The organism is Kitasatospora sp. NPDC004272 (genome assembly GCF_053603035.1).
The window spans coordinates 1-20,162 of the sequence record NZ_JBSGET010000102.1; the positions used below are offsets into that span (position 1 = coordinate 1).

The following is a 20,162-nucleotide window of genomic DNA, read 5'->3' on the forward strand; positions in this document are numbered from 1 at the left end:
GCGGGGGGCGGCTTGGGGGAGGGGTGGGGGCGCCTGCGGCGGGCTTGGGGTGGGGGCGGGATGGTGGTGCGGGGGACGGCTTGGGGGAGGGGTGAGGGGCCTCTGGGGCGGGCCGGGGGAGCGGCTGGGGCTGCGCGGGGCGGTCAGGGGAGGGCGGCGGCCAGGAGGCGGGCGGTGGCGGCGAGGAGGGGTTCGTCCGCGGGGGCGGTGGGGGCGGCGGGTTTGGTGCTGAGGACCGCGAGGACGAGCGGGGGGCGGTGCGGGGGCCAGGTGAGGGCGAGGTCGTTGGTGGTGCCGTAGGCGCCGGTGCCGGTCTTGTCGGCGTGGGCCCAGGTGGGCGGGAGGCCGGCGCGCAGGCGGTGGGTGCCGGTGGTGGTGGCGCGCAGCCAGGCGGTGAGCCGGGCGCGGTGGGCACGGGGGAGGGCGTCGCCGAGAGTGAGGCGGGCGAAGGTGCGGGCCAGGGCACGGGGGGTGGTGGTGTCGGTGGTGCGGCCGGGTTCGGCGGAGTTGAGGGCGGGTTCCCAGCGGTCGAGGCGGGTGGCGGGGTCGCCGAGGGAGCGGCAGAAGCGGGTGACGGCGGTGGGCCCGCCGAGGCGGCGCAGCAGCAGGTTGGCGGCGGTGTTGTCGCTGAACTCGATGGCTGCGGCGCAGAGTTCGGCGACGGTCAGGACGCGGGTGCGGCCGGTGACGGGCGCGTAGCCGGAGTCGGTGACGTCCCGGTCGGTGTAGTGGACGCGGGCGGCGAGGTCGTGGCCGTCCCGGAGCACGGCGGCGACGGCGAGCGGCTTGAACGTCGAGCAGAGCGGGAACGTCTCGTCCGCCCGGTGGCCGACCGTCGCGCCGCTGCCGGTGTCGTGGCCGAGGATGCCGAGCCGGGCGCCGTGCCGCTGCTCCAACTCCTGGAAGGCGTCCTGCAGTTCGGTGATGACGGGGCGGGCGGTGGCGGTGGTCGTGGCAGCCGTGGCGGGGAGGCTCCGGGCGAGGGTGGTGGCCGCGGCGCCGGTGAGCAGGCGGCGGCGGGTGGGGTGCGGGCGGATCGGGGCCTCCTCGGGCGGTGCGGGTCTCACCACGGTGCATCGGCAGGAGGGGGCCGGGGCTGGAGGGGGCGGGTGCGCGTCGGGGCGCGGGGGCGCGGGGGCGCCGCCGATACCTGGGGGCCGGCGGCGCGGGGGGTGCGGGGGCGGCGTCAGCCGACGACGCGGTAGCTGACGGCCGGGTACGGGAAGTCGGCCCAGTGCAGGCTGCCGAGGGCGTAGGCGGTGTCGCCGGTCTTGCCGGGGAGGCCGGTGGCGCAGTCGGCGTTGAAGTAGACCTCGATGTCGGCGGCGGTGAAGTCGACGGCGGAGTTCGCGGGGGCCGGGAGGTTGTGGCAGCCGGTGTCGGTGGTGTCGACGGCGAACTGGGTGCCGGTCAGGTTGCTGCCGGTGGCGAAGTAGGCGACGGCGGAGTGCGGGAACTCGACGGCGGCCGCGGGCTGGGCGAGGGCCGCGCCGAGCAGCAGGGCCGCTCCGGTGGCGGCGGTCGCGGCGAGGGTCTTGGTGCGCAGGGCGGCCAACCGGGGGCTCCTCGGGGCGGGCGGGTGGGACCGGCGCGTCCGGTGGTGCGGACCGTGGCGCGCGGTCATGTCAGTTGCATTTTCAACGTTCCTTGGTGATCTGCCAAGACCCCGGTCCGGACCGGGTCGGGTGCGGGCGCGCCAAGACCTCCCGGGCCGGGCGGAACTGTCGGGGTCCGCGGCGGCCCGGGAGGGGTCGGGGTGGTGGGTCGGTCAGTCGAAGGGGAGGCGCAGCACGGAGGCGTTGCCCTGGGACTGCGTTGCGCCGGTGCGGAGTTGGGCGGGGGCGTTGCCGAGGGCGGGCCAGACCTCGACCTTGACGGTGCCGTTGCTCAGGTTGGCGAGCGGGGCGCCGGTGGTGGACTGGAGGCCGGCCGCGGTGGCGCCGTAGCGTTCCCAGCCGGGGACGGGGTCGGTGGCGAAGTAGCGGTAGGTCTCGGTCCGGTCGACGGTGCCGTTGCCGTCGAAGTCGTAGGAGACGCGGGCCTGTTGGGCCAGGGCGACGTTGGAGCCGGCGTCCACGTAGAGGTCGAAGTCGGTGCTGCCGCCGGGGCGGAGGGTGCCGGTGAGGTGGTTGAGGGTGTACGTCAGCGGCTGGTAGGGGGTGCCGTCGTGGTTGGCGCCGCCGCCGGAGGCGATGGTGCTGCCGGCCGCGCCGGTGCCGTAGGTGGTGGAGAGGCTGCCGTCGGGCTGCGGGTAGAGGGTGCCCGGGCGGGTCTGCGGGGCGGTCGGGGAGGTGGTCGGGGATGCCGACGGGGAGGGGCTCGCCGAGGGGCTCGCGGAGCCGGACGGGGACGGACTCGCCGACGGGGAAGGGGAGTTGGTGGCGCCACCGGTGCCGCCGTCGGGCTTGGTGCCGCGTTCGGAGGCGGTGGAGCGGGCCGGGACGGTCAGGGTGTAGCCGTCGGAGAAGCGCACGGTGCGGGCGGCGGTGGTGTAGTTGTGCGCCACGTGGGTGCGGGTGCCGCCGTTGACGAAGACCGCGGCGGTGGGGGTGTCGGCGGTGGTCGCCGGGTCGAGGGTGCCGAGGGCGGCGAGGTTGTAGATCCAGTGGTAGGTGTGTGCCCTGGATTCGCCCTCCTCCGGGGTGTAGCCGGCCTTGCCGGCGTCCCAATCGGCCTTCGCCGCAGCCGGGTCGGTGAGCGCCTCGGCCTCCCAGAGCAGGTCGCGCCAGTCGGTGAAGGCGCCGCCGTTGTTGCTCTTCAACTCGGCCAGGTTGGCGGCCAGGTCGTCCTTGCGGCGCGCCAGGTAGAGCGAACCGGAGGTGACCGGAAGGAAGTTGATGCCGTGGATCATGCCGGGCGCGGCCGTCCACCAGGTGGAGTAGGCGGCGCCGGAGCCCCAGACCATGCCGACGGTGGAGTGCTGGAAGCCGGCCGGGAAGACCTGGTGGTCGGCGTCGAACCAGTACTGCTGAACGGAGTTGGCCTCGGTGGTGTACAGGTAGACGCCGAGGTCGCGCAGCGAGGTGTCGCCGGTGGCGGCGCCGAACAGCAGCAGGCCGGCGCTGAAGTTCAGCGACTCGGAGGAGGACTCCTCGTTGTTGCCCGCGGCGAACCCGGCGTGGCCGGAGGCCCAGCCGTGGCCCTCGTACGGGTCGAAGTTGCGCAGCCAGGGGAAGCGGGTGTCGGCGCGGTCGGTGTTGGCGGCGTCCTTGGCGAGTAGCTTGACCATTCCGCCCCACTGCGCGTCCGCCGCCCAGGCGGTGTCGTAGCGGGCGACGGTGGCGGCGGCCTGCACGAAGTAGCCGTAGTGGAAGTGGTGGTCGTTGAGTTCGGCGTCGGTGCCGTAGGAGGCCGGGTAGCCGATCAGGGTCTTCCAGGTGGAGTCGTAGGCGAAGCCGGGCGAGCCGGTGCCCGCGAACCAGGTCTGCAGCTTGCCCTTCATCAGTCCGAGCAGCTTGTCGCGGGCCGCGGTGTCGCCCAACTGGTCGGCGATCGGCACCAGTTGGGCCATCTGGCCGAGCGCCTTGCCGACCCAGTAGGTGTCGGTGGCGCCGTTGAACGGGTCGCTCGCGTCGGAGACCTGGTGCAGGTAGCCGTCCAGCGCGGCGCGGTCGTAGGAGCCGGCGTCGGGCAGCGAGGGCAGCACGCCGGTGACGGTCTGCACGGTGGAGAAGGACGAGCCCTGGCGGACCTTCATGGTGCCGCGCGGGGAGGTGTAGCTCAGCGCGGTGAGCGGGTCCGGGGTGGCCTGCCACTGCTGCGGGTAGAGCGCCAGCAGTGTGCCGGTGGCGCTGCCCTCCTGGGCGGTGGTGGTGGCGGTGAAGGTGGTGGTGAGCTTGCCCGCGGCCTGGTCGTAGTTCCAGCCGACCTTGGTGTCGGTGACGAAGTCGTAGGCGTAGCTGCGGAACTGGGCCAGGTCGGCGGTGGAGGGCAGCAGCGCGACCGAGTAGTAGTCCTTGCTGCCGAGGTTCGCCGTCAGGGTGCTGCCGTTGACGTTCCAGCTGCTGCCGGTGGGCGCGAACAGGCCGTAGTTGTGGCCGCCGACGGTGATGCCGAGCACGCTGCCCTGGTTGCTGAAGACGGTGGGCGCCGAGGCGGTGGTGACCTGGGCGGCGCCGCCGGTGGCGTGCGCGAACACGTACGGCAGGCCGTGGCCGATCGTCGCGCTGAAGGTGTGCGCGCCGTCCGCCCAGTACGGGGTGACCGTCCAGTCGGACCAGCCGTCGACCTTGGTGTCGGGGGAGTTCAGGCCGGCCACGCCCAGGGTGAGGTCCCGGGTGTGGGTGTAGTCGTACTGGCGGCCGTCGGAGGTGATGGTCGGCGTGGTCGGGTAGCCGACCTCCAGGCCCGCGGCCTGGGCCTTGAAGGTCATCGGGTGGGCGTACAGGTTCTCCGAGTACGGGTTGCCCGCGTAGCGCTGGTAGATCAGCGAGGACCACCAGTCGTTGGTGGGGGCGGCCTGTCCGGCCATCCGCGGGGTGACCTTGGGGGTGACGGGCGCGCCGTCGGAGTTGCTCGGGCCGACCGTGCCGGCCGGGCGGGCGTCGCTGTAGCCGCCGAGGCCGACCCGGACGGTGGCGGCGGCGGCGCTGCCGGCGCCCAGGGCCGCCGTCAGCGTGGCTGCGGCGGCCAGCGCCAGGGTGGTGAGGGCGGCCGTGGGGCCGCGCAGGGAGCGGAGCTTCATGGTCTGTCCACCTTGAGTGGGGGCGGGCGGTGCAATATGAGAGCGCTCTCAGCCAGCGGACCGTATTGCTGGGCCCGAAGGGGTGTCAACCGCCCTGACACAGACTGATGCGTTCAGGATTCGAAAGCCCAGGTCGCGGAAGTCCGTAGATTACGTTCAGGTTTCGAGGGCTTGACGAGGGAACTTCCGCCCCGGCAGTCTCTCGGCATCGGTTGAGAGCGCTCTCAGAAGTTGGGCGCCCGCCGAACGGCACCAGCTTCCTTCTTCGCACTCCACCCACGCTCCCGCCCCGCCCTGGAGGCCCTCGCATGGCTACCCCGAGAGTCCGCCGCACCACCGCTGCCCTGGGCAGCACCGTCCTCGTCACCGCACTCCTGCTCACCGGCTGCAGCTCCGGCAGCGGCTCCAAGGACTCCGCCGACGGCAAGGTGACCATCACGGTGGACCTGTTCGGCACCTTCGGGTTCAAGGAGGCCGGGCTGTACGACGAGTACATGAAGCTCCACCCGAACGTCACCATCAAGCAGACCGACACCCAGGACGAGGGCCAGTACTGGCAGGCGCTGCAGACCAAGCTCGCGGGCGGCGGCGGCCTCGCCGACATCCAGGGCCTGGAGGTCGGCCGGGTGGCCAGCGTGGTGCAGAAGCAGGCCGACAAGTTCACCGACCTCAAGACGCTCGGCATCGGCGACGTCAACGACGACCTGGTCCCCTGGAAGGGCGCCGCGATCAAGACCGCGGACGGCAAGGTCCTCGGCGCGGGCACCGACATCGGCCCCGAGGCGATCTGCTACCGCACCGACCTGTTCAAGGCCGCCGGGCTGCCCACCGACCGCGCCGAACTGGCCGAGAAGTGGTCCAGCTGGCAGGGCTACCTCGACCTCGGCAAGCAGTACGCCGCCAAGGCCGAGGCGGGCAACGCCTGGACCGACAGCGCCGCGGGCATGTTCACCGCCGAGGTCGGCCAGCAGGAGGTCCGGTACTCCGACGCGGCCGGCAAGCCGGTCTACGACAGCAGCCCGGCCGTGAAGACCGCCTGGACCGACGCCACCGCGCTGGTCGCCGACGGCCTGTCCGCCAAGCTCGCCCAGTGGACCCCCGAGTGGAACAAGGCGTTCTCCACCGGCAAGTTCGCCACCCTCTCCTGCCCCGCCTGGATGATCGGCTACATCAAGGGCCAGGCCGGCGACGCGGGCTCCGGCAAGTGGGACATCGCCGCCGGCCCCGGCAAGACCGGCAACTGGGGCGGCTCCTACCTGACGATCCCGCGCACCGCCAAGCACCCCAAGGAGGCCGCCGAGCTGATCAAGTGGCTCAACGCCAAGGAGCAGCAGGCCACCCTGTTCACCAAGCAGGGCTCCTTCCCGTCCTCCACCGGCGCCCAGGCCGCCATCAAGGACGTCACCGACCCGTACTTCAACAACGCCCCGATCGGCCAGATCTTCAGCGAGTCGGCCAAGGCCATGCCCGCCCAGGTGCTCGGCACCGACGACGGCGTGATCGGCAAGGCGTTCACCGACGCCCTCGGCGAGGTCGAGCGCACCGGCACCGCGCCGGACACCGCCTGGAAGCACGCCCTGGACAACGTCAAGAAGGCCAACGGCAACTGACGGACCATCAGCCCCGGTAGTCAACCCGGTCGGCCCGCCCCGCCGCTGCCCCCAGCGCAGCGGCGGGGCCGGGCGGCCCCCGTCGAAGGACCCCGCCCATGGCCCTCAGCTCCACCGCCCGGCTGCCCGCCGCCAAGCCGGGCGACCCCGCCAAGCCCGCCAAGTCCGCGAAGCGTCCCGGCGGCCTGCGCCGCCGACTCGCCCCCTACGGCTTCCTCGCCCCGTTCTTCGGACTGTTCGCCGCGTTCGGGCTCTTCCCGCTGCTGTACACCGCCTGGGTGTCGCTGCACCGGGTCGAGCTCCAGACCTCCGACCGGATGGACTGGCTCGGCTTCCAGAACTACACCCGGCTGCTGTCCGACCCGTTCTTCTGGAACGCGCTGCGCAACACCTTCACCATCGGTGTGCTCTCCACCGTCCCGCAGCTGCTGATGGCCCTGGGCCTGGCCCACCTGCTCAACTACCGGCTCCGCGGCCGCACCTTCTTCCGGGTCGCGATGCTGATGCCGTACGCCACCTCGGTCGCCGCCGCGACCCTGGTGTTCGCCCAGCTCTTCGGCCGCGACTACGGGCTGATCAACTGGGTGCTGAACAGCGTCGGCCTGAACCCGATCGACTGGCAGGCCAACACCTGGGCGTCCCAGATCGGCGTCTCGGCCATCGTCACCTGGCGCTGGACCGGCTACAACGCGCTGATCTACCTGGCCGGCATGCAGTCCATCCCCGGCGAGCTGTACGAGTCCGCGGCCGTCGATGGCGCCTCGCGCTGGCAGCAGTTCCGGCACGTCACCATCCCCGGGCTGCGCCCCACCATCGTCTTCACCGTGGTGGTCTCCACCATCGGCGCCACCCAGCTGTTCGGCGAACCGCTGCTGTACGAGGGCAACTCCGGCGGCGGCATCTCGCACCAGTACCAGACCCTCGGCCTCTACCTGTACGAGCAGGGCTGGACGTTCTTCCACCTCGGCCGGGCCGCCGCGGTGGCCTGGGTGATGTTCCTGCTGATCGTGCTGCTCGCCCTGCTCAACGCGGCGATCGCCGCCCGCCGCAACCGTACGGACCGGTGACCCGATGACCCACGTGACCACCCAGGTGCTCGACAAGTCCGTTGCGGCGAAGGGCGGTTCCGTCCGATCGGGGAGCCGCAAGGCGCGCTCGCCGCTGCACGGCGGACCGCTCGCCTACGCCGTGCTGATCGGCGCCACCCTGCTCGCCGTGTTCCCGTTCTACTGGACGCTGGTGGCCGCCAGCCGCTCCAACTCCGAACTCAGCTCCGCCACGCCCGCGTTGACCCCCGGGCCCAACCTGTTCCACAACATCGGCGAGGCGCTCCAGCAGGCCGAGATCGGCAAGGCGCTGCTCAACTCGCTGATCGTGGCCAGTGTGGTCACCGCCGGCGTGGTGCTCTCCTCCACGCTCGCCGGGTTCGCCTTCGCCAAACTGCGTTTCCGCGGCCGCGGCGCGCTGCTCGCGCTCACCGTCGGCACCATGATGATCCCGCCGCAGCTCGGCGTCATCCCGCTGTTCATGGTGATCGTCAAGCTCGACCTGCAGAACAAGCTGCCCTCGGTGATCCTGCCCTCGCTGGTCTCCGCGTTCGGCGTGTTCTTCATGCGTCAGTACCTGGTGCAGGCCCTGCCGGACGAGCTCGTCGAGGCCGGGCGGATGGACGGCGCCTCGCTGCTGCGGATCTTCCGCTCCGTCGTGCTGCCCGTCGCCCGCCCCGGCATGGCCGTGCTCGGCATGCTGACCTTCATGGCCACCTGGAACGACTTCTTCTGGCCGATCGTCGCGCTCAGCTCACAGAACCCCACCGTCCAGGTCGCGTTGAAGTCGCTCGGCCAGGGCTACGTCCCCGACCAGTCCGTGGTGATGGCCGGCACCCTGATCGGCACCCTGCCGGTGCTGGTGGTGTTCGGCCTGCTCGGCCGGCAGATCGTCGGCGGCATCATGCAGGGCGCGGTCAAGGGCTGACGCCGGCCGCTCTGTACTGCCCTGTACTGCTCCGTGCCGCTCCGTGCTGCCCCGAGTGCTGCCTGTGCGGCCCCGCACCGCCCGTACCGCTCCGCACCGCCCGTACCGCTCCGCGCCGCCCGTGCCGCCCCGTGTTGCCCCGTTCGGCTGACACACCCTCAACTCGTTTGGATGGAACGCGACATGACCGTCGACACTCTCCCCATGACCACTGACTCCCCGGCCGCCGCGCCCGCCCGCTTCCCGACCGGATTCGTCTGGGGCGCCGCCACCGCCGCGTACCAGATCGAGGGCGCCGCCGACCAGGACGGACGCACCCCGTCCATCTGGGACACCTTCGCCCGCCGCCCCGGGGCCGTCCGCAACGGCGACACCGGCGACATCGCCGCCGACCACTACCACCGGTACCGCGACGACGTCGCCCTGATGTCCGAACTCGGCCTCCGCGCCTACCGGTTCTCGCTCGCCTGGCCGCGCGTCCAGCCCGGCGGCCGGGGCCCCGCCAACGAAGCCGGACTCGACTTCTACGACCGCCTGGTCGACGAACTCCTCGCCGCCGGGATCGACCCCGTCGCCACCCTCTACCACTGGGACCTGCCCCAGGAGCTGGAGGACGCGGGCGGCTGGACCGACCGCGACACCGCGTACCGCTTCGCCGAGTACGCGCACCTCGCCGCCCGCCGCCTCGGCGACCGCATCCCCACCTGGACCACCCTCAACGAGCCCTGGTGCAGCGCCTTCCTCGGCTACGGCAACGGCGTCCACGCCCCCGGCCGCACCGACCACGCCGCCGCCCTCGCCGCCCACCACCACCTGCTGCTCGCCCACGGCCTCGGCACCGCCGCGCTGCGCGCCGAACTCCCCGACACCGCCCAGGTCTCGCTCACCCTCAACCTGGCCGCCGTCCGCCCGCTCTCCACCGACCCCGCCGACCTCGACGCCGCCCGCCGGATCGACGGCCTCGCCAACCGGATCTTCCTCGACCCGGTGTTCCGCGGCAGCTACCCCGAGGACGTCCTCGCCGACACCGCGCACGTCACCGACTGGTCCTTCGTCCGGGACGGCGACCTCGCCGAAATCTCCCGCCCCATCGACTCGTTGGGCATCAACTACTACACGCCCACCGTCGTCGCGGCCGAGGAGCAGCCGGCCGCCGACCGGAGCGGGCCCGGCGGGTCCGGCGGGGACGACGCGGCCGGCACCGAGCCCGCGGACGCCCAGCGCGGCGACGGCCACCAGGGCGGCAGCCCCTGGCCCGCCGACCAGGGCATCCGCTTCCTGCCCGCCCCCGGCACCCGCACCGCCATGGGCTGGCCGGTCGACGCCGACGGCCTGTACGAGCTCCTCACCCGGCTGCGCGACGACCTGCCCGGCGTCCCGCTGCTGGTCACCGAGAACGGCGCCGCCTACGAGGACTACACCGACCCGAGCGGCGCCGTCCACGACCCCGAGCGGATCGACTACCTGCACACCCACCTCGCCGCCGTGCACCGCGCCATCGCCGACGGCGCCCCCGTCCGCGGCTACTTCCTGTGGTCGCTGCTCGACAACTACGAATGGGCGTACGGCTACAGCAAGCGCTTCGGCATCGTCCACGTGGACTTCGCCAGCCAGCGTCGCACCCCCAAGGACAGCGCGCACTGGTACGCCCGGGTGATCCGGGACGGGGCGCTGCCGCAGTAGTCGCGCCGGGGGCGGACCGGCCGCGGTCTTCCGGCCGCCCCGTCGTGGGCCCCCGGGCCGCCCCGGCACGTGACCGCCCGGCCGCCGGGGCACTGGGGAGGAGCCGGCGGCCGGGTACTACGCTCTGCCCCCGAACCGAGCGGAAGAGGGGGGCGGTCATGGGATTCCTGGCCGAACGCAGGACCCGGCAGGCCGAGAACCGGGCGGCCGCCGCGGCCGCCGAGGCGAGGCACCGGGCCGGGCAGGAGATCGAGCGGCTCACCGACGAGAGCCGCGCCCAGCGCCGGGCCGGCTCCTGGGACGCCGCCGCCACCACCCTGGCCGGCGCCGTCCGGCTCGGCACCGAACAGTTCGGCCCGGACGACCCGCGCACCCTGCTCGCCGGCTTCGAGCACGGCCGCACCCTGCTGCAACTGCACCGCCTGGCGGAGGCCGAACAGGTGCTCCGGGCGGTCACGGAAGCCGCCGCCCGCTACTCCGACCAGCGCCGGCAGGACCTCCGGTTCGACGCGCTGGGCGCCTGCGGCAGCGTCCTGCTGCGCGCCGGACGGAACGCCGAAGCGGTCGCCGTCCTGGAGGAACACCGGGAACTGGCACGGCAGTCGGGATGCGACCTGGCCGGGAGCCCGGCCGCCGAGGAACTGGCGGACGGCTACCTCGCGGTCGGCCGCGAGGCGGAGGCCGCCCGGCTCTACGCCGACACCGCCGCGCACCGGGAAGCGGAATCGGCGGCGGGACGGTCCAGCACCGCCGTCCTGCGGCTGCGCGGCAAGCTGGCCCGGGCCCTGCTCCTGCTCGGCCACCACGCCCAGGCCGAACGGGCGGCGCGCGCCGTGCTCAGGGCCGCCGCCGAGAACACGGCGGCAGCCGGCCGGTGGTCGGCCGCGGCCGTCCTCGCCCGCACGCTCGTGCAGCAGGACCGGGCCGCCGAGGGCGAGGCCGTCGCCCGGGAGGCGGCCGCCGAATGGCGGCGGGCCAAGGGGCCGGAGAGCAAGCCGCTGCCCAAGCTCGACCACGCCCTCGCGGAGGCCCTGATCGCGCAGCAGCGCCACCAGGAGGCGCTGGACGTGGTCCTCGGACAACTCGCCGCCGGGGTGGGTGTTGCGGGGGCCGCGCCCGGAGCGGGGGCCGCGGGCGGGGGCTCCGGTGGTGCCACGGTGTTCCAGTACGACCTGGCCGCCGCCCACCTCGGACTCGGCCGCCCCGAGGACGCCCTGCGGGCCGTCGAGCCGTTCCTCGCCCGCCACCGGGCCGCACCCGCCCCGCGCGACCACGCGGCGCTCGTCGCCGACACCCTGCACGGCCGGATCCTGGCCGCGCTCGGCCGCACCGGCGAGGCCCGGGACGTCCTCACCGCCAACGCCGCCGTCTGGCGCGAGCGGTACGGGCCCGAGCACGTCCACACCCTGGCCGCCGAGCGGGCCCTCGCCGCGCTGTCGGCGCAGTGAACCGCCGGTCGCCCAACTCAACCGCACCGCCTGTCGATTGAAGGATCCGCAAAATGTGGTGACGACGGTCGGGCGGCGCTCCTAGACTCTGCTCGCTGGACAACGCCCGGGCCCGGAGAGGCCGCTGGGCGCACCGTGACGTGAGTGGAGAGGGAGGGACCGGTCGTGCGTACTGCCGTCGTCGTCGTTCCCCCGTCGCGGTTCGAGGTGATCCTGGTGTCCCGGGCGGGCCGGTGCCCGCTGCGCGGCCGGTGCCGGTAGGAACCACGAACTCGCCGTCCTCCCTTGCTCGTTGAACTCCGTTCTGTCCGCCCGTTCGCCTGCCCGTTCCGCCTGCCCCGTTCGACGCGGCAGGTGTCGTGCGGGTGCGCACGGGTGTGTGCGGGGGAGGCGGACGTCCCTCGTGGTGCCGTGAATCGCGCTGCCGATTCCAGGAGCGAACTCCGAAGGGCCACGGGCCACCATGCGTACCGACCTCGTCACCACCGTCCCCACCAGCACCGCTGTCGTCTCCGCTTCCGCTTCCGCCGTCGCCGCTGCCGTCGCCGCGGTCCGCAACCTGGGCATCCTCGCCCACGTGGACGCGGGCAAGACCACCGTCACCGAGCGGGTCCTCTTCCTGACCGGGGAGACCCACAAGCGCGGCGAGGTCCACGACGGCACCACCGTCACCGACTTCGACCCGCAGGAGCGCGACCGCGGCATCACCATCTTCGCCGCGGCCGTCAGCTGCCAGTGGAACGGCCACCTGCTCAACCTGATCGACACCCCCGGCCACGTCGACTTCGCGGACGAGGTGGAACGCTCGCTGCGGGTGCTGGACGGCGCGGTGGCCGTGTTCGACGCGGTCGCGGGCGTCGAGCCGCAGAGCGAGTCGGTGTGGCGGCAGGCCGACCGGCACGGTGTGCCGCGGATCGCGTTCGTCAACAAGATGGACCGGCCCGGCGCCGACCTGGACGCCGCCGTCGCCTCCATCCGGGACAAGCTCCACCCGGCGCCGCTGGCCGTGCAGTTGCCGATCGGCCGGGAGGGCGGGTTCGTCGGCGTGATCGACCTGGTCGACCTGCGCGCGCTGACCTGGCCGGACGGCACCGAATCCGGCGGCGGCTACCAAGTCGTCGACATCCCCGAGGAGTTGGCGGACGAAGCGACCCGGCGACGACGGGACCTGGCCGAGGCGGTGGCCGAACTGCACCCCGCCGCGCTGGAGGAGTACTGCGCCACCGGCACCCTCACGGCCGGTACGCTCACCGGCGCGCTGCGCCAACTCACCGCCGGCGGACAGGCGGTGGTGGTGCTGTGCGGCTCGGCGTACCGCAACCGCGGCGTCGAACCGCTGCTGGACGCGGTGACCGCGTACCTGCCGTCGCCACTGGACGTCCCGCCGGTGCGCGGGGAGTTCGACGGCAGCCCGCAGGAACGCGCCGCCGACGCGCAACAACCTTTCGCCGCCCTGCTGTTCAAGGTCTCCGCGAGCACCACCGGTCGGCTCAGCAGCCTGCGGATCTACTCCGGCACGCTACGGAAGGGGGACACCGTGCTCGACGCCCGCACCGGACGCACCGAACGGATCGGCCGGATCCTGCGGGTGCAGGCCGACCGGCACACCGAGACCGACACCGCGGTGGCCGGCGACATCGTCGCCGTGGTCGGCGCGAAGGGCGCCCGGGTCGGCACCACGCTGTGCGCCCCGCACGCCCCGCTGGTGCTCGAACCGGCCGTCTCCGCCGACCCGGTGGTGACCGTCGCGGTCGAGGCCCGCCGCACCGTGGACACCGACCGGCTGGCCGTCGCGCTGGCCCGGATCACCGAGGAGGACCCCTCGCTGGTGGTCGGCAGCGACCCGGAGAGCGGGCAGCGGACGCTGTCCGGGATGGGCGAACTGCACCTGGAGGTCGCGGTGGAGAAGCTGCGCCGCGCCGGGCTGGAGGTCACCGTCGGACGGCCGAAGGTCGCCTACCGGGAGACCCTCGCCACGGCGGTGACCGGCCTCGTCCTGCGGCACGTCAAGCAGGACGGCGGCTCCGGCCAGTTCGCGCACGTCGTGGTCGACGTCGCCCCGCTCGGCGAACCCGGCACGGACGGCTTCGAGTTCCGCTCCACCGTCACCGGCGGGCGGGTGCCGCAGGAGTTCGTCCAGGCCGTCGAGGCGGGCTGCCGGGACGCCCTCGCGGAGGGCCCGCTCGGCCACCCGGTCACCGGGGTCCGGGTCACTCTCACCGACGGGTCGACCCACGTCAAGGACTCCTCCGACCTGGCGTTCCGCACCGCCGGACGGCTCGCCCTGCGCGAGGCGCTGCGGCGCGGCGGCTCGCTGCTGCTGGAGCCGGTCGTGGAACTCACCGCGACGGTGCCGCCGGACGGCGTCGGCGGCGTCCTCGGCGACCTGTCCGCCCGCCGCGGTCGGGTGCACGGCTCCGAGCCGTGCGGCGGCAGCGCGGTGCTGACCGCGACCGTTCCGCTGGCCGAACTCTTCGGCTACGCGGGCACGTTGCGCGGCCGCACCCAGGGCCGGGGTACGTTCGGCACCCGGCCCGCCGGGTACGCGCCGGCGCCGCGGACGCAGCAGTAGCAGCCGGGGCCCGCCCCGCCGTGCCCCTCGACGGGGTGGGGCGGGCCCGTTGCTGCGTGGCGCTGCGCGGTGCTTTGCCGGTCGCCGGTCGCCGGTCGCCGGTCGCCGGTCGCCGGGGGGCGGGGGCCGGTTGCCGGTTGCCGGGGAGCGCGGGCTCGGGCTCGGGCTGCTGTGCCGACTGCGGGTTGCTGCGGGGGCGGGCGGGGGCCGTCAGTGCAGCCAGCCGCGTTCGGTGGCCCGGGCCCCGGCCTGGAAGCGGCTGCGGGCGCCCAGCACCTCCAGCGCCTCGGCGCTCAGCCGCCGGACGGTCCGCTCGGAGACGCCGAGTTTGCGGGCCGCGACCACGTCGGTGTCGCCCTGCTGGAGGATCCGCAGCAGCGCGTAGTGCTGCGCCGTCATGCCGTTCGGGTCGCGGCCCCGGGGGTGGCAGAGCGGGGCGGCGCTGTGCCACAGCCCGTCGAACAGCGCGCACAGCGCGGCGACCGGCCCGCGCCCGTGCAGCACGGTGGCGGTGTCCGCGCGCTCCGGGTCGAGCGGCAGCAGGGCGGTCTCCCGGTCCAGCACGACCATGCGCAGCGGTAGCGCGGGCACGGTACGGACCTGGCCGCCGAGCTCGACCAGCCGGCGGGCGTACTCCACGGTGGGCGGGTGGCGGCGGACCGCGTCGACGAACAGGGTGCGCAACTCAACGCCTCGGCGCAGTAGTTCGGTGCAGAGCGACTCGTCCGGCAGGGTGGCCGCAGGGGTGCGGGCGGGGGTGCGGGCGGGGGTGCTCGGGGTTGTGGTGCCGCCCGGTCCGGTGGTCGGTTCGGTGGCGGAGTCGGCGGTCGGGTCGGCGGTGGGTCCGGTTGCGGGGGAGAGGACCAGGGCCTGGGAGGCCGTGCCCGCGCCGAGTTCGGTCAGCCGGTCGCGGATCGCGTCCGTTCCGATCAGGTTCTCGGTGCGGGTGTGGCGGCGTTCGGCCGCGACCTCGGCGCGCAGTTGCCCTAAGGCCGCCCGGGCCTGCTCGAACTCCTGCCGGTGCGCCAGCAGTTCGGCCTCGCGGCGGGCCAGTAACGCGGCCAGGCCGAGCTCCGGGACCACCGGGTGGAGGACGGTCGGGTCGTCCCAGGGCGGCCGGAGCAGTTCGAGGGCGATCAACTCCTGGCGGGCGGAATGCAGTTGGTCCGGCGTCAGGCCGAGGCGGGCGATCAGGACGGCGTCCGCCGCGTCCGGGGCGCGCAGCAGTTCGCGGTAGAGCCGGTCGGCCGGTTCGCTCAGGCCGAACGCCTGGAGGGCGACGGGCATGTCAGCCGACGTCCGGGGTGCGGCGGCCGTGACGGGTCACCGTGTGCATCGCCGCCATTCCTCCGTCCGCCCGTGACACCGGTCTGGGGTAGGTCTAGACCATTGGGGCGCCCGGTGTCAAAGGGCGCGAGCTACGGCCGGTGCCCCTGGCCGGAACCGGCAGTGCAGGGTTCGGACACCGTCCGCTCTGGTGGGCGGGCGGGCGGCTCGCCGAAGGTGATGGGCATGGCCCACGCGCTCTCCACCCCCGCCCGCACTCCTCCCGCGACCCCGTCGCCCGCCGTCCTGTCGTCCGCCGTCCCATTGCCCGCGGCTCCGTCTCCCGCCGTCCCGTCGCCCGCTCCGGCTGCCCGGTGGCGGGTCCGGTTCGGGGTGCCGGACCTGACCGGGCACCGGCGGATCGTGGCGGCGACCGTGCTCGACGCGTTCGGGGTCGGGATGTTCGTGCCGCTGTCCTTCCTGTTCTTCGTCCTCACCACCCGACTGACCGTCGTCCAGGTCGGGTTCGGCAGTTCGCTGGCCACCCTGCTGTCGCTGCCGCTCGCCCCGCTGGCCGGTGCGCTGGTCGACCGCTGGGGCGCGCGCACCTCGCTGATCGCCAACAACCTGCTGGCGGCGGCCGGTTACCTCGGCTACCTGCTGGTCGACTCGCTGTCCGGGCTGGTCGCCGCGATGTTGGTGGTGCTGTCCGCGGAACGGCTATACTTCGCCGCCTGGCCGGGCTTCGTCGCGGACCTGGCCGAGGGCGCCGAACTGGACCGCTGGTACGCGTTCACCACGGCCGGCAGCAACGCCGCCGCCGGTCTGGGCGGTGCGGCCGGCGGCCTGCTGCTGGGCACCGGGTGGCCGGGCGCGGCGGTGGCGGTGGTCGCGGTGAACGCGGCGACCAGCGTGGCGGCGGCCGTCCTGCTGCTCGCACCGGGCCCGCGTTCCGGTCCGCGCGGGGGGCGTCCGGGCTCGCCCGCGGGGCGTCCGGGGGCGCTGCCGGACTCGCTTCCGGGCTCGCGTCCGGGCTCGCGTTCCGGTGGTCCGGCGGATGCCCCGGGGTGGGGGACGCTGCTGCGCGAACGGCGCTTGCTGGGGCTGCTGGCGGCGCAGGCCGCGCTCGGGTTCGGCTGGCTGGTCCCCACCGTGGTGCTGCCGGTGTACCTGGTGAAGGTGGCCGGGCTGCCGGCCTGGGTGCCGTCCACGGCGCTGACCCTGAACGCCGTGCTGATCGTGCTGGCGCAGTCCGCGACGACGGCCCGGCTGGTGGTCTTCTCCCGTACCAGGGTGGTGGGTTGGGCGTCCGCGCTGATGGCCGCGGCGATCGCCGCGCTGGCGTTCGGCGGCGGCCGGGCCTGGTCGGTCTTCGGCGCGGTGCCGCTGTTCACCGCCGGCCAGCTCCTGGCCGGCCCGGCCTGCACCGCGATCGCCGCGACCGCGGCCCCGGCCGCCGCCCACGGCCGCTTCCTGGCCCTGGTCAACCTGGCCTGGGCGGTGTCCGCGATCGGCGGCCCCCTGCTGGTCGGCACCCTGATCGAGCAGCACGGCACGCTCTTCTGGTCCCTGCTCGCCACCCTGGTCGCCGCCGGCGGACTCGGCTTCCGCGCCGCCGGTCGGCGGCCGGGCCTGGGCGGCGACCAGGGGGCGGCGGGCGTCAGTAGGTGAGCAGGCCCGGGTCGGAGAGGGACGGGGCGCCGGTCTCGACGTGGCCGGCCAGGCGGCGGACGAAGTCGGTGCTCCGGTCGGAGGTGACGGTGAGGTCGTACCAGTGGCGGCAGCTGGAGAGGTCGACGGTGAGGGCGACGGTGGCGCCCCTGCGGACGGTGACGGTCTGCGGGGTGCCCGCGTAGGCGTTGGTGACGGTGAGGACGGCGTCGGCGCCGGCCGGGTTGGTGAAGGTCAGGGCGAGGTTGCCGGTGGCGGCGTCGTGCCGGGCGGTGACCTCGGGGCCCGCGGTCTTGCCGGGGTTGCGGAAGCGGCGCAGGAAGCCGTTCGGGCCGAACACGGTGAGGTCGGTGACGCCCTTGGAGTAGCTGGTGTTCCAGGCGTCGGAGACGGACTTGCCGGCCTCGGCGGTGTACGTCCACGGGCCGTCGGTGCGGTTCGCCGAGGTGACCAGGAACTGGGCGCCCGCGGCCGGTCCGCCGCTGAACGCGAGGGCGTACTTGCCGGTCGAGATGTCGGCCGAACCGTCCACGTACGGCGCGTACTTGAGCGGACGGGTGGGCTTGGTGCCGGCCTCCTGCCGCGGCATGGTGCCGGTCGCGGGCGGGGTGGGCACGTAGTCGGCGTGCCGGTTGCGGTCGGCGGGCAGGTAGCCGGCGGTGGAGGGCAGCGCGGCCGGGGCGGGGTTGCTCGCGGTGAAGTCGAAGGCGGAGGTGAGGTCGCCGCAAATGGCCCGCCGCCAGGGGGAGATGTGCGGTTCGGCGACGCCGAAGCGCTGCTCGATGAAGCGGATGATCGAGGTGTGGTCGAAGGTCTCCGAGCAGGTGTAGCCGCCGGTGCTCCACGGCGAGACCACCAGCATCGGCACCCGCTGCCCCAGGCCGTACGGTCCGGCGGCGTAACTCGCGTTCCCCGCGAAGGAGTCGGCGCCGGTGGCGACCGTGGACAGGCCCTGGCCCGCCGAGGCGGGCGGGAACGGCGGCACCACGTGGTCGAAGAAGCCGTCGTTCTCGTCGTAGGTGATGAACAGCGCGGTGCGGGCCCACACGTCCGGGTTCGAGGTGAGCGCGTCCAGCACCTGCGAGACGTACCAAGCACCGTAGTTGGCGGGCCAGTTGGGGTGCTCGGTGTACGCCTCCGGGGCGACGATCCAGGACACCTGCGGCAGCGTCCCGGCCGTGACGTCGCGGCGGAGCTGGTCGAACAGGCCGTCGCCGGCCTTGGCGTTCGTCCCGGTGCGGGCCTTCTCGTACAGCGCGTCACCGGGCTTGGCGTTGCGGTAATTGTTGAAGTACAGCAGCGAGTTGTCGCCGTAGTTGCCGCGGTGGGCGTCACTGATCCAGCCCCAGGAGCCGGCCGCGTCCAGGCCGTCGCCGACGTCCTGGTAGATCCGCCAGGACACGCCGGCCGCCTCCAACCGCTCCGGGTAGGTCGTCCAGGAGTAGCCCGCCTCCTGGTTGCCCAGCACCGGCCCGCCGCCGGTCGCGTCGTTGCCGGTGTAGCCCGTCCACATGTAGTAGCGGTTCGGGTCGGTGGAGCCGATGAACGAGCAGTGGTACGCGTCGCACAGCGTGAACGCGTCGGCCAGCGCGTAGTGGAACGGGATGTCCTGCCGGGTCAGGTACGCCATCGTGGTGGCCGTCTTGGCCGGGACCCACTGGTCGTACTTGCCGCCGTTGAACGCCTTGTGACCGCCCGCCCAGTCGTGGTTGAGGTCCTGGACGAACTGCATCCCGAGGTCGTTCACCTGAGGCCGGAACGGCAGCACCTCCTTCTTCGCGCTGTTCGCCTGGTACCAGACCGGCTTCCCGCTCGGCAGCGTCACCGGCCGCGGGTCGCCGAAGCCGCGCACGCCCTTCAGCGAGCCGAAGTAGTGGTCGAAGGACCGGTTCTCCTGCATCAGCACCACGACGTGCTGCACGTCCTGGATGGTGCCCGTACCGCCCTGCGGGGCGATCGAGGCGGCCCGCGCGATGCTGGGGGCCAGCGCGGAGAACGCCAGGCCCGCGCCCGCCAGTTGGAGGAAACGACGCCGGTTCGGTTCGTTCGGTTCAGCAGCCATGGGGACACGACCTCTACGGAGGGGGACGGACGAGGGGGCGTCCCCCAGAACAGCGCCCCCGGGGTACCCCCCGTCGTCCCGCTCGTGTCCGGCCGGCGTACGGCGGACGAACGCCTCTAGTTGTCCGGACAAGTGCGCCCGGTTCGGTCGGGTCACCAGCGGCGGGCGGCGGCCAGCAACCGCTCCCGGACGGCGGCCAGGTGCGGGTTCGGGGCGGGTTCCGGGCGGTGCACCAGGTACGCGGTGTTGATCGGAGGGTCCTCCGGCAGCAGCAGCGGGACGAGTGCGCCGGCCGCCAGCTCCTCCCGGCACAGGTAGGTGGGCAGCACGCTCCAGCCCGCCCCGGCCGCCACCGCCGAGCGCACCGCCCGCAGGTCGGGTACCGTGACGGCGGCCCTGGCGTGCAGCCGACGGCCGAAGACGTGCCGCCAGTAGCGGCGGACGATCGGCAGGTCCTCGGCGTAGCTGACCAGCGGCAGCCGGGGGAGCGCCTCGGCCAGGTCCGCCGGGCCCGGATCCGAGGCGGGTGGGCGGCCCGTCCAGCCGGGTGCGGCGACCAGGACGAACTCCTCGTCCGCCAGCGGTACGGCGGTCAGGGCCCGACCGGTCGGGCGGCGGGTGGCGACCAGCAAGTCGTGCCGCCCGGAACGGAGTTCGTCCAGCAGCGGATCGGTCAGCCCGGTGGCCACCCGCAGCCGCACCCCGGACGCGACCAGCGGGGCGAGTGCGGGCAGCACCAGCGTGCCGAGCAGCTCCGCCGGCCCGGCCAGGTGCACCGGCCCGGCTGCCGGGCGGCGCTCCGTCGCGTCGGCCAACCGGTCCAGCGGCTCGGCGACCCGCGCCGCCAACTCGTCCGCCGCGGGCAGCGCCACCGCACCACGGGCCTGCCGCTCGAACAACTCCCGTCCGTGGCGCCGCTCCAGCGCGCGGACCTGGGCGGTCACCGTCGACTGGGACAGGCCGAGTCGGCGGGCGGCCGCGGTGAACGAGCCCAGGCGGTACACCGCGAGGAAGGTGCGCAGCTGATTGAGGTCCGGCGGCTCGGTGGCGGGGGCCGGTGATTCGGGGGCGGGTGCGGGGGCTGCGGCTGGCGGTTCGGGGGCAGGGGCCGGCGGGGGAGCGTCCATCGGGCGAGCGTAGCGGTGGAGCGGGCGGCCGCAGCCATCGGAGAACCGATGGCTCCCATCGGATC

13 protein-coding genes are annotated in these 20,162 nt (G+C 73.9%); 7 read left to right on the top strand and 6 right to left on the bottom strand.

Annotated features, from left to right (window positions below):
* Nucleotides 1-143: 143 nt before the first annotated feature.
* From bla to ACWEO5_RS26880, 3 genes are all read right to left on the bottom strand, one after another.
* Nucleotides 144-1,067, bottom strand: coding sequence for a class A beta-lactamase (bla, locus tag ACWEO5_RS26870; RefSeq protein WP_452164807.1), 924 nt, complete (start codon nucleotides 1,065-1,067; stop codon nucleotides 144-146).
* Between the two features lie 119 nt (nucleotides 1,068-1,186).
* The gene (locus ACWEO5_RS26875) at nucleotides 1,187-1,555 is read right to left on the bottom strand and encodes a hypothetical protein (protein ID WP_452164808.1); all 369 of its coding nucleotides are present in this window, start codon (nucleotides 1,553-1,555) and stop codon (nucleotides 1,187-1,189) included.
* Nucleotides 1,556-1,768: 213 nt separating this feature from the next.
* Nucleotides 1,769-4,684 (bottom strand): glycosyl hydrolase, encoded by a 2,916-nt coding sequence (locus ACWEO5_RS26880; RefSeq protein WP_452164809.1) that lies wholly within the window; start codon nucleotides 4,682-4,684, stop codon nucleotides 1,769-1,771.
* A 308-nt stretch (nucleotides 4,685-4,992) separates the two neighbouring features.
* On the opposite strand from ACWEO5_RS26880, the gene ACWEO5_RS26885 reads away from it, so the two are divergent.
* The 6 genes from ACWEO5_RS26885 (at nucleotide 4,993) to fusA (ending at nucleotide 13,971) form a co-directional block, all read left to right on the top strand.
* Nucleotides 4,993-6,294, top strand: coding sequence for an ABC transporter substrate-binding protein (locus ACWEO5_RS26885; RefSeq protein ID WP_452164810.1), 1,302 nt, complete (start codon nucleotides 4,993-4,995; stop codon nucleotides 6,292-6,294).
* 98 nt (nucleotides 6,295-6,392) lie between these two features.
* Nucleotides 6,393-7,361, top strand: coding sequence for a carbohydrate ABC transporter permease (locus tag ACWEO5_RS26890; protein ID WP_452164811.1), 969 nt, complete (start codon nucleotides 6,393-6,395; stop codon nucleotides 7,359-7,361).
* 4 nt (nucleotides 7,362-7,365) lie between these two features.
* Nucleotides 7,366-8,268 carry a carbohydrate ABC transporter permease gene (locus ACWEO5_RS26895; RefSeq protein WP_452164812.1) on the top strand — a complete coding sequence of 301 codons (903 nt, stop codon included), beginning with the start codon at nucleotides 7,366-7,368 and terminating at the stop codon, nucleotides 8,266-8,268.
* A 204-nt stretch (nucleotides 8,269-8,472) separates the two neighbouring features.
* The gene (locus ACWEO5_RS26900) at nucleotides 8,473-9,951 is read left to right on the top strand and encodes a glycoside hydrolase family 1 protein (RefSeq protein ID WP_452164813.1); all 1,479 of its coding nucleotides are present in this window, start codon (nucleotides 8,473-8,475) and stop codon (nucleotides 9,949-9,951) included.
* 158 nt (nucleotides 9,952-10,109) lie between these two features.
* Nucleotides 10,110-11,399 (top strand): hypothetical protein, encoded by a 1,290-nt coding sequence (locus tag ACWEO5_RS26905; RefSeq protein WP_452164814.1) that lies wholly within the window; start codon nucleotides 10,110-10,112, stop codon nucleotides 11,397-11,399.
* Between the two features lie 463 nt (nucleotides 11,400-11,862).
* Nucleotides 11,863-13,971: an elongation factor G gene (fusA, locus tag ACWEO5_RS26910; RefSeq protein ID WP_452164815.1), complete on the top strand. Its 2,109-nt coding sequence runs from the start codon at nucleotides 11,863-11,865 to the stop codon at nucleotides 13,969-13,971.
* 210 nt (nucleotides 13,972-14,181) lie between these two features.
* Here fusA and ACWEO5_RS26915 read toward each other — a convergent pair whose 3' ends face one another.
* Complete coding sequence (locus ACWEO5_RS26915) at nucleotides 14,182-15,258, bottom strand: helix-turn-helix transcriptional regulator (protein WP_452164816.1); 1,077 nt, start codon at nucleotides 15,256-15,258, stop codon at nucleotides 14,182-14,184.
* A 225-nt stretch (nucleotides 15,259-15,483) separates the two neighbouring features.
* On the opposite strand from ACWEO5_RS26915, the gene ACWEO5_RS26920 reads away from it, so the two are divergent.
* Nucleotides 15,484-16,908, top strand: a complete 1,425-nt coding sequence (locus ACWEO5_RS26920) for an MFS transporter (RefSeq protein ID WP_452164817.1) — start codon at nucleotides 15,484-15,486, stop codon at nucleotides 16,906-16,908.
* Here the strand turns inward: ACWEO5_RS26920 and ACWEO5_RS26925 are convergent.
* Both ACWEO5_RS26925 and ACWEO5_RS26930 read right to left on the bottom strand, forming a co-directional pair.
* A complete protein-coding gene (locus ACWEO5_RS26925) occupies nucleotides 16,898-18,970 on the bottom strand; it encodes a phosphocholine-specific phospholipase C (protein WP_452164818.1) in 2,073 nt (690 codons plus the stop codon). The genes ACWEO5_RS26920 and ACWEO5_RS26925 overlap by 11 nt on opposite strands.
* A gap of 152 nt (nucleotides 18,971-19,122) precedes the next feature.
* The gene (locus tag ACWEO5_RS26930) at nucleotides 19,123-20,097 is read right to left on the bottom strand and encodes a LysR family transcriptional regulator (protein WP_452164819.1); all 975 of its coding nucleotides are present in this window, start codon (nucleotides 20,095-20,097) and stop codon (nucleotides 19,123-19,125) included.
* Between the last annotated feature and the right edge of the window lie 65 nt (nucleotides 20,098-20,162).

Bases quoted from the DNA above. Each gene is read 5' to 3' on its own strand.
- ACWEO5_RS26880 (WP_452164809.1), bottom strand. From the start codon at position 4,684: ATGAAGCTCCGCTCCCTGCGCGGCCCCACGGCCGCCCTCACCACCCTG.
- ACWEO5_RS26900 (WP_452164813.1), top strand. From the start codon at position 8,473: ATGACCACTGACTCCCCGGCCGCCGCGCCCGCCCGCTTCCCGACCGGA.
- ACWEO5_RS26890 (WP_452164811.1), top strand. From the start codon at position 6,393: ATGGCCCTCAGCTCCACCGCCCGGCTGCCCGCCGCCAAGCCGGGCGAC.
- ACWEO5_RS26930 (WP_452164819.1), bottom strand. From the start codon at position 20,097: ATGGACGCTCCCCCGCCGGCCCCTGCCCCCGAACCGCCAGCCGCAGCC.
- ACWEO5_RS26895 (WP_452164812.1), top strand. From the start codon at position 7,366: ATGACCCACGTGACCACCCAGGTGCTCGACAAGTCCGTTGCGGCGAAG.
- fusA (WP_452164815.1), top strand. From the start codon at position 11,863: ATGCGTACCGACCTCGTCACCACCGTCCCCACCAGCACCGCTGTCGTC.
- ACWEO5_RS26885 (WP_452164810.1), top strand. From the start codon at position 4,993: ATGGCTACCCCGAGAGTCCGCCGCACCACCGCTGCCCTGGGCAGCACC.
- ACWEO5_RS26905 (WP_452164814.1), top strand. From the start codon at position 10,110: ATGGGATTCCTGGCCGAACGCAGGACCCGGCAGGCCGAGAACCGGGCG.
- ACWEO5_RS26925 (WP_452164818.1), bottom strand. From the start codon at position 18,970: ATGGCTGCTGAACCGAACGAACCGAACCGGCGTCGTTTCCTCCAACTG.
- ACWEO5_RS26915 (WP_452164816.1), bottom strand. From the start codon at position 15,258: ATGCCCGTCGCCCTCCAGGCGTTCGGCCTGAGCGAACCGGCCGACCGG.
- ACWEO5_RS26920 (WP_452164817.1), top strand. From the start codon at position 15,484: ATGGCCCACGCGCTCTCCACCCCCGCCCGCACTCCTCCCGCGACCCCG.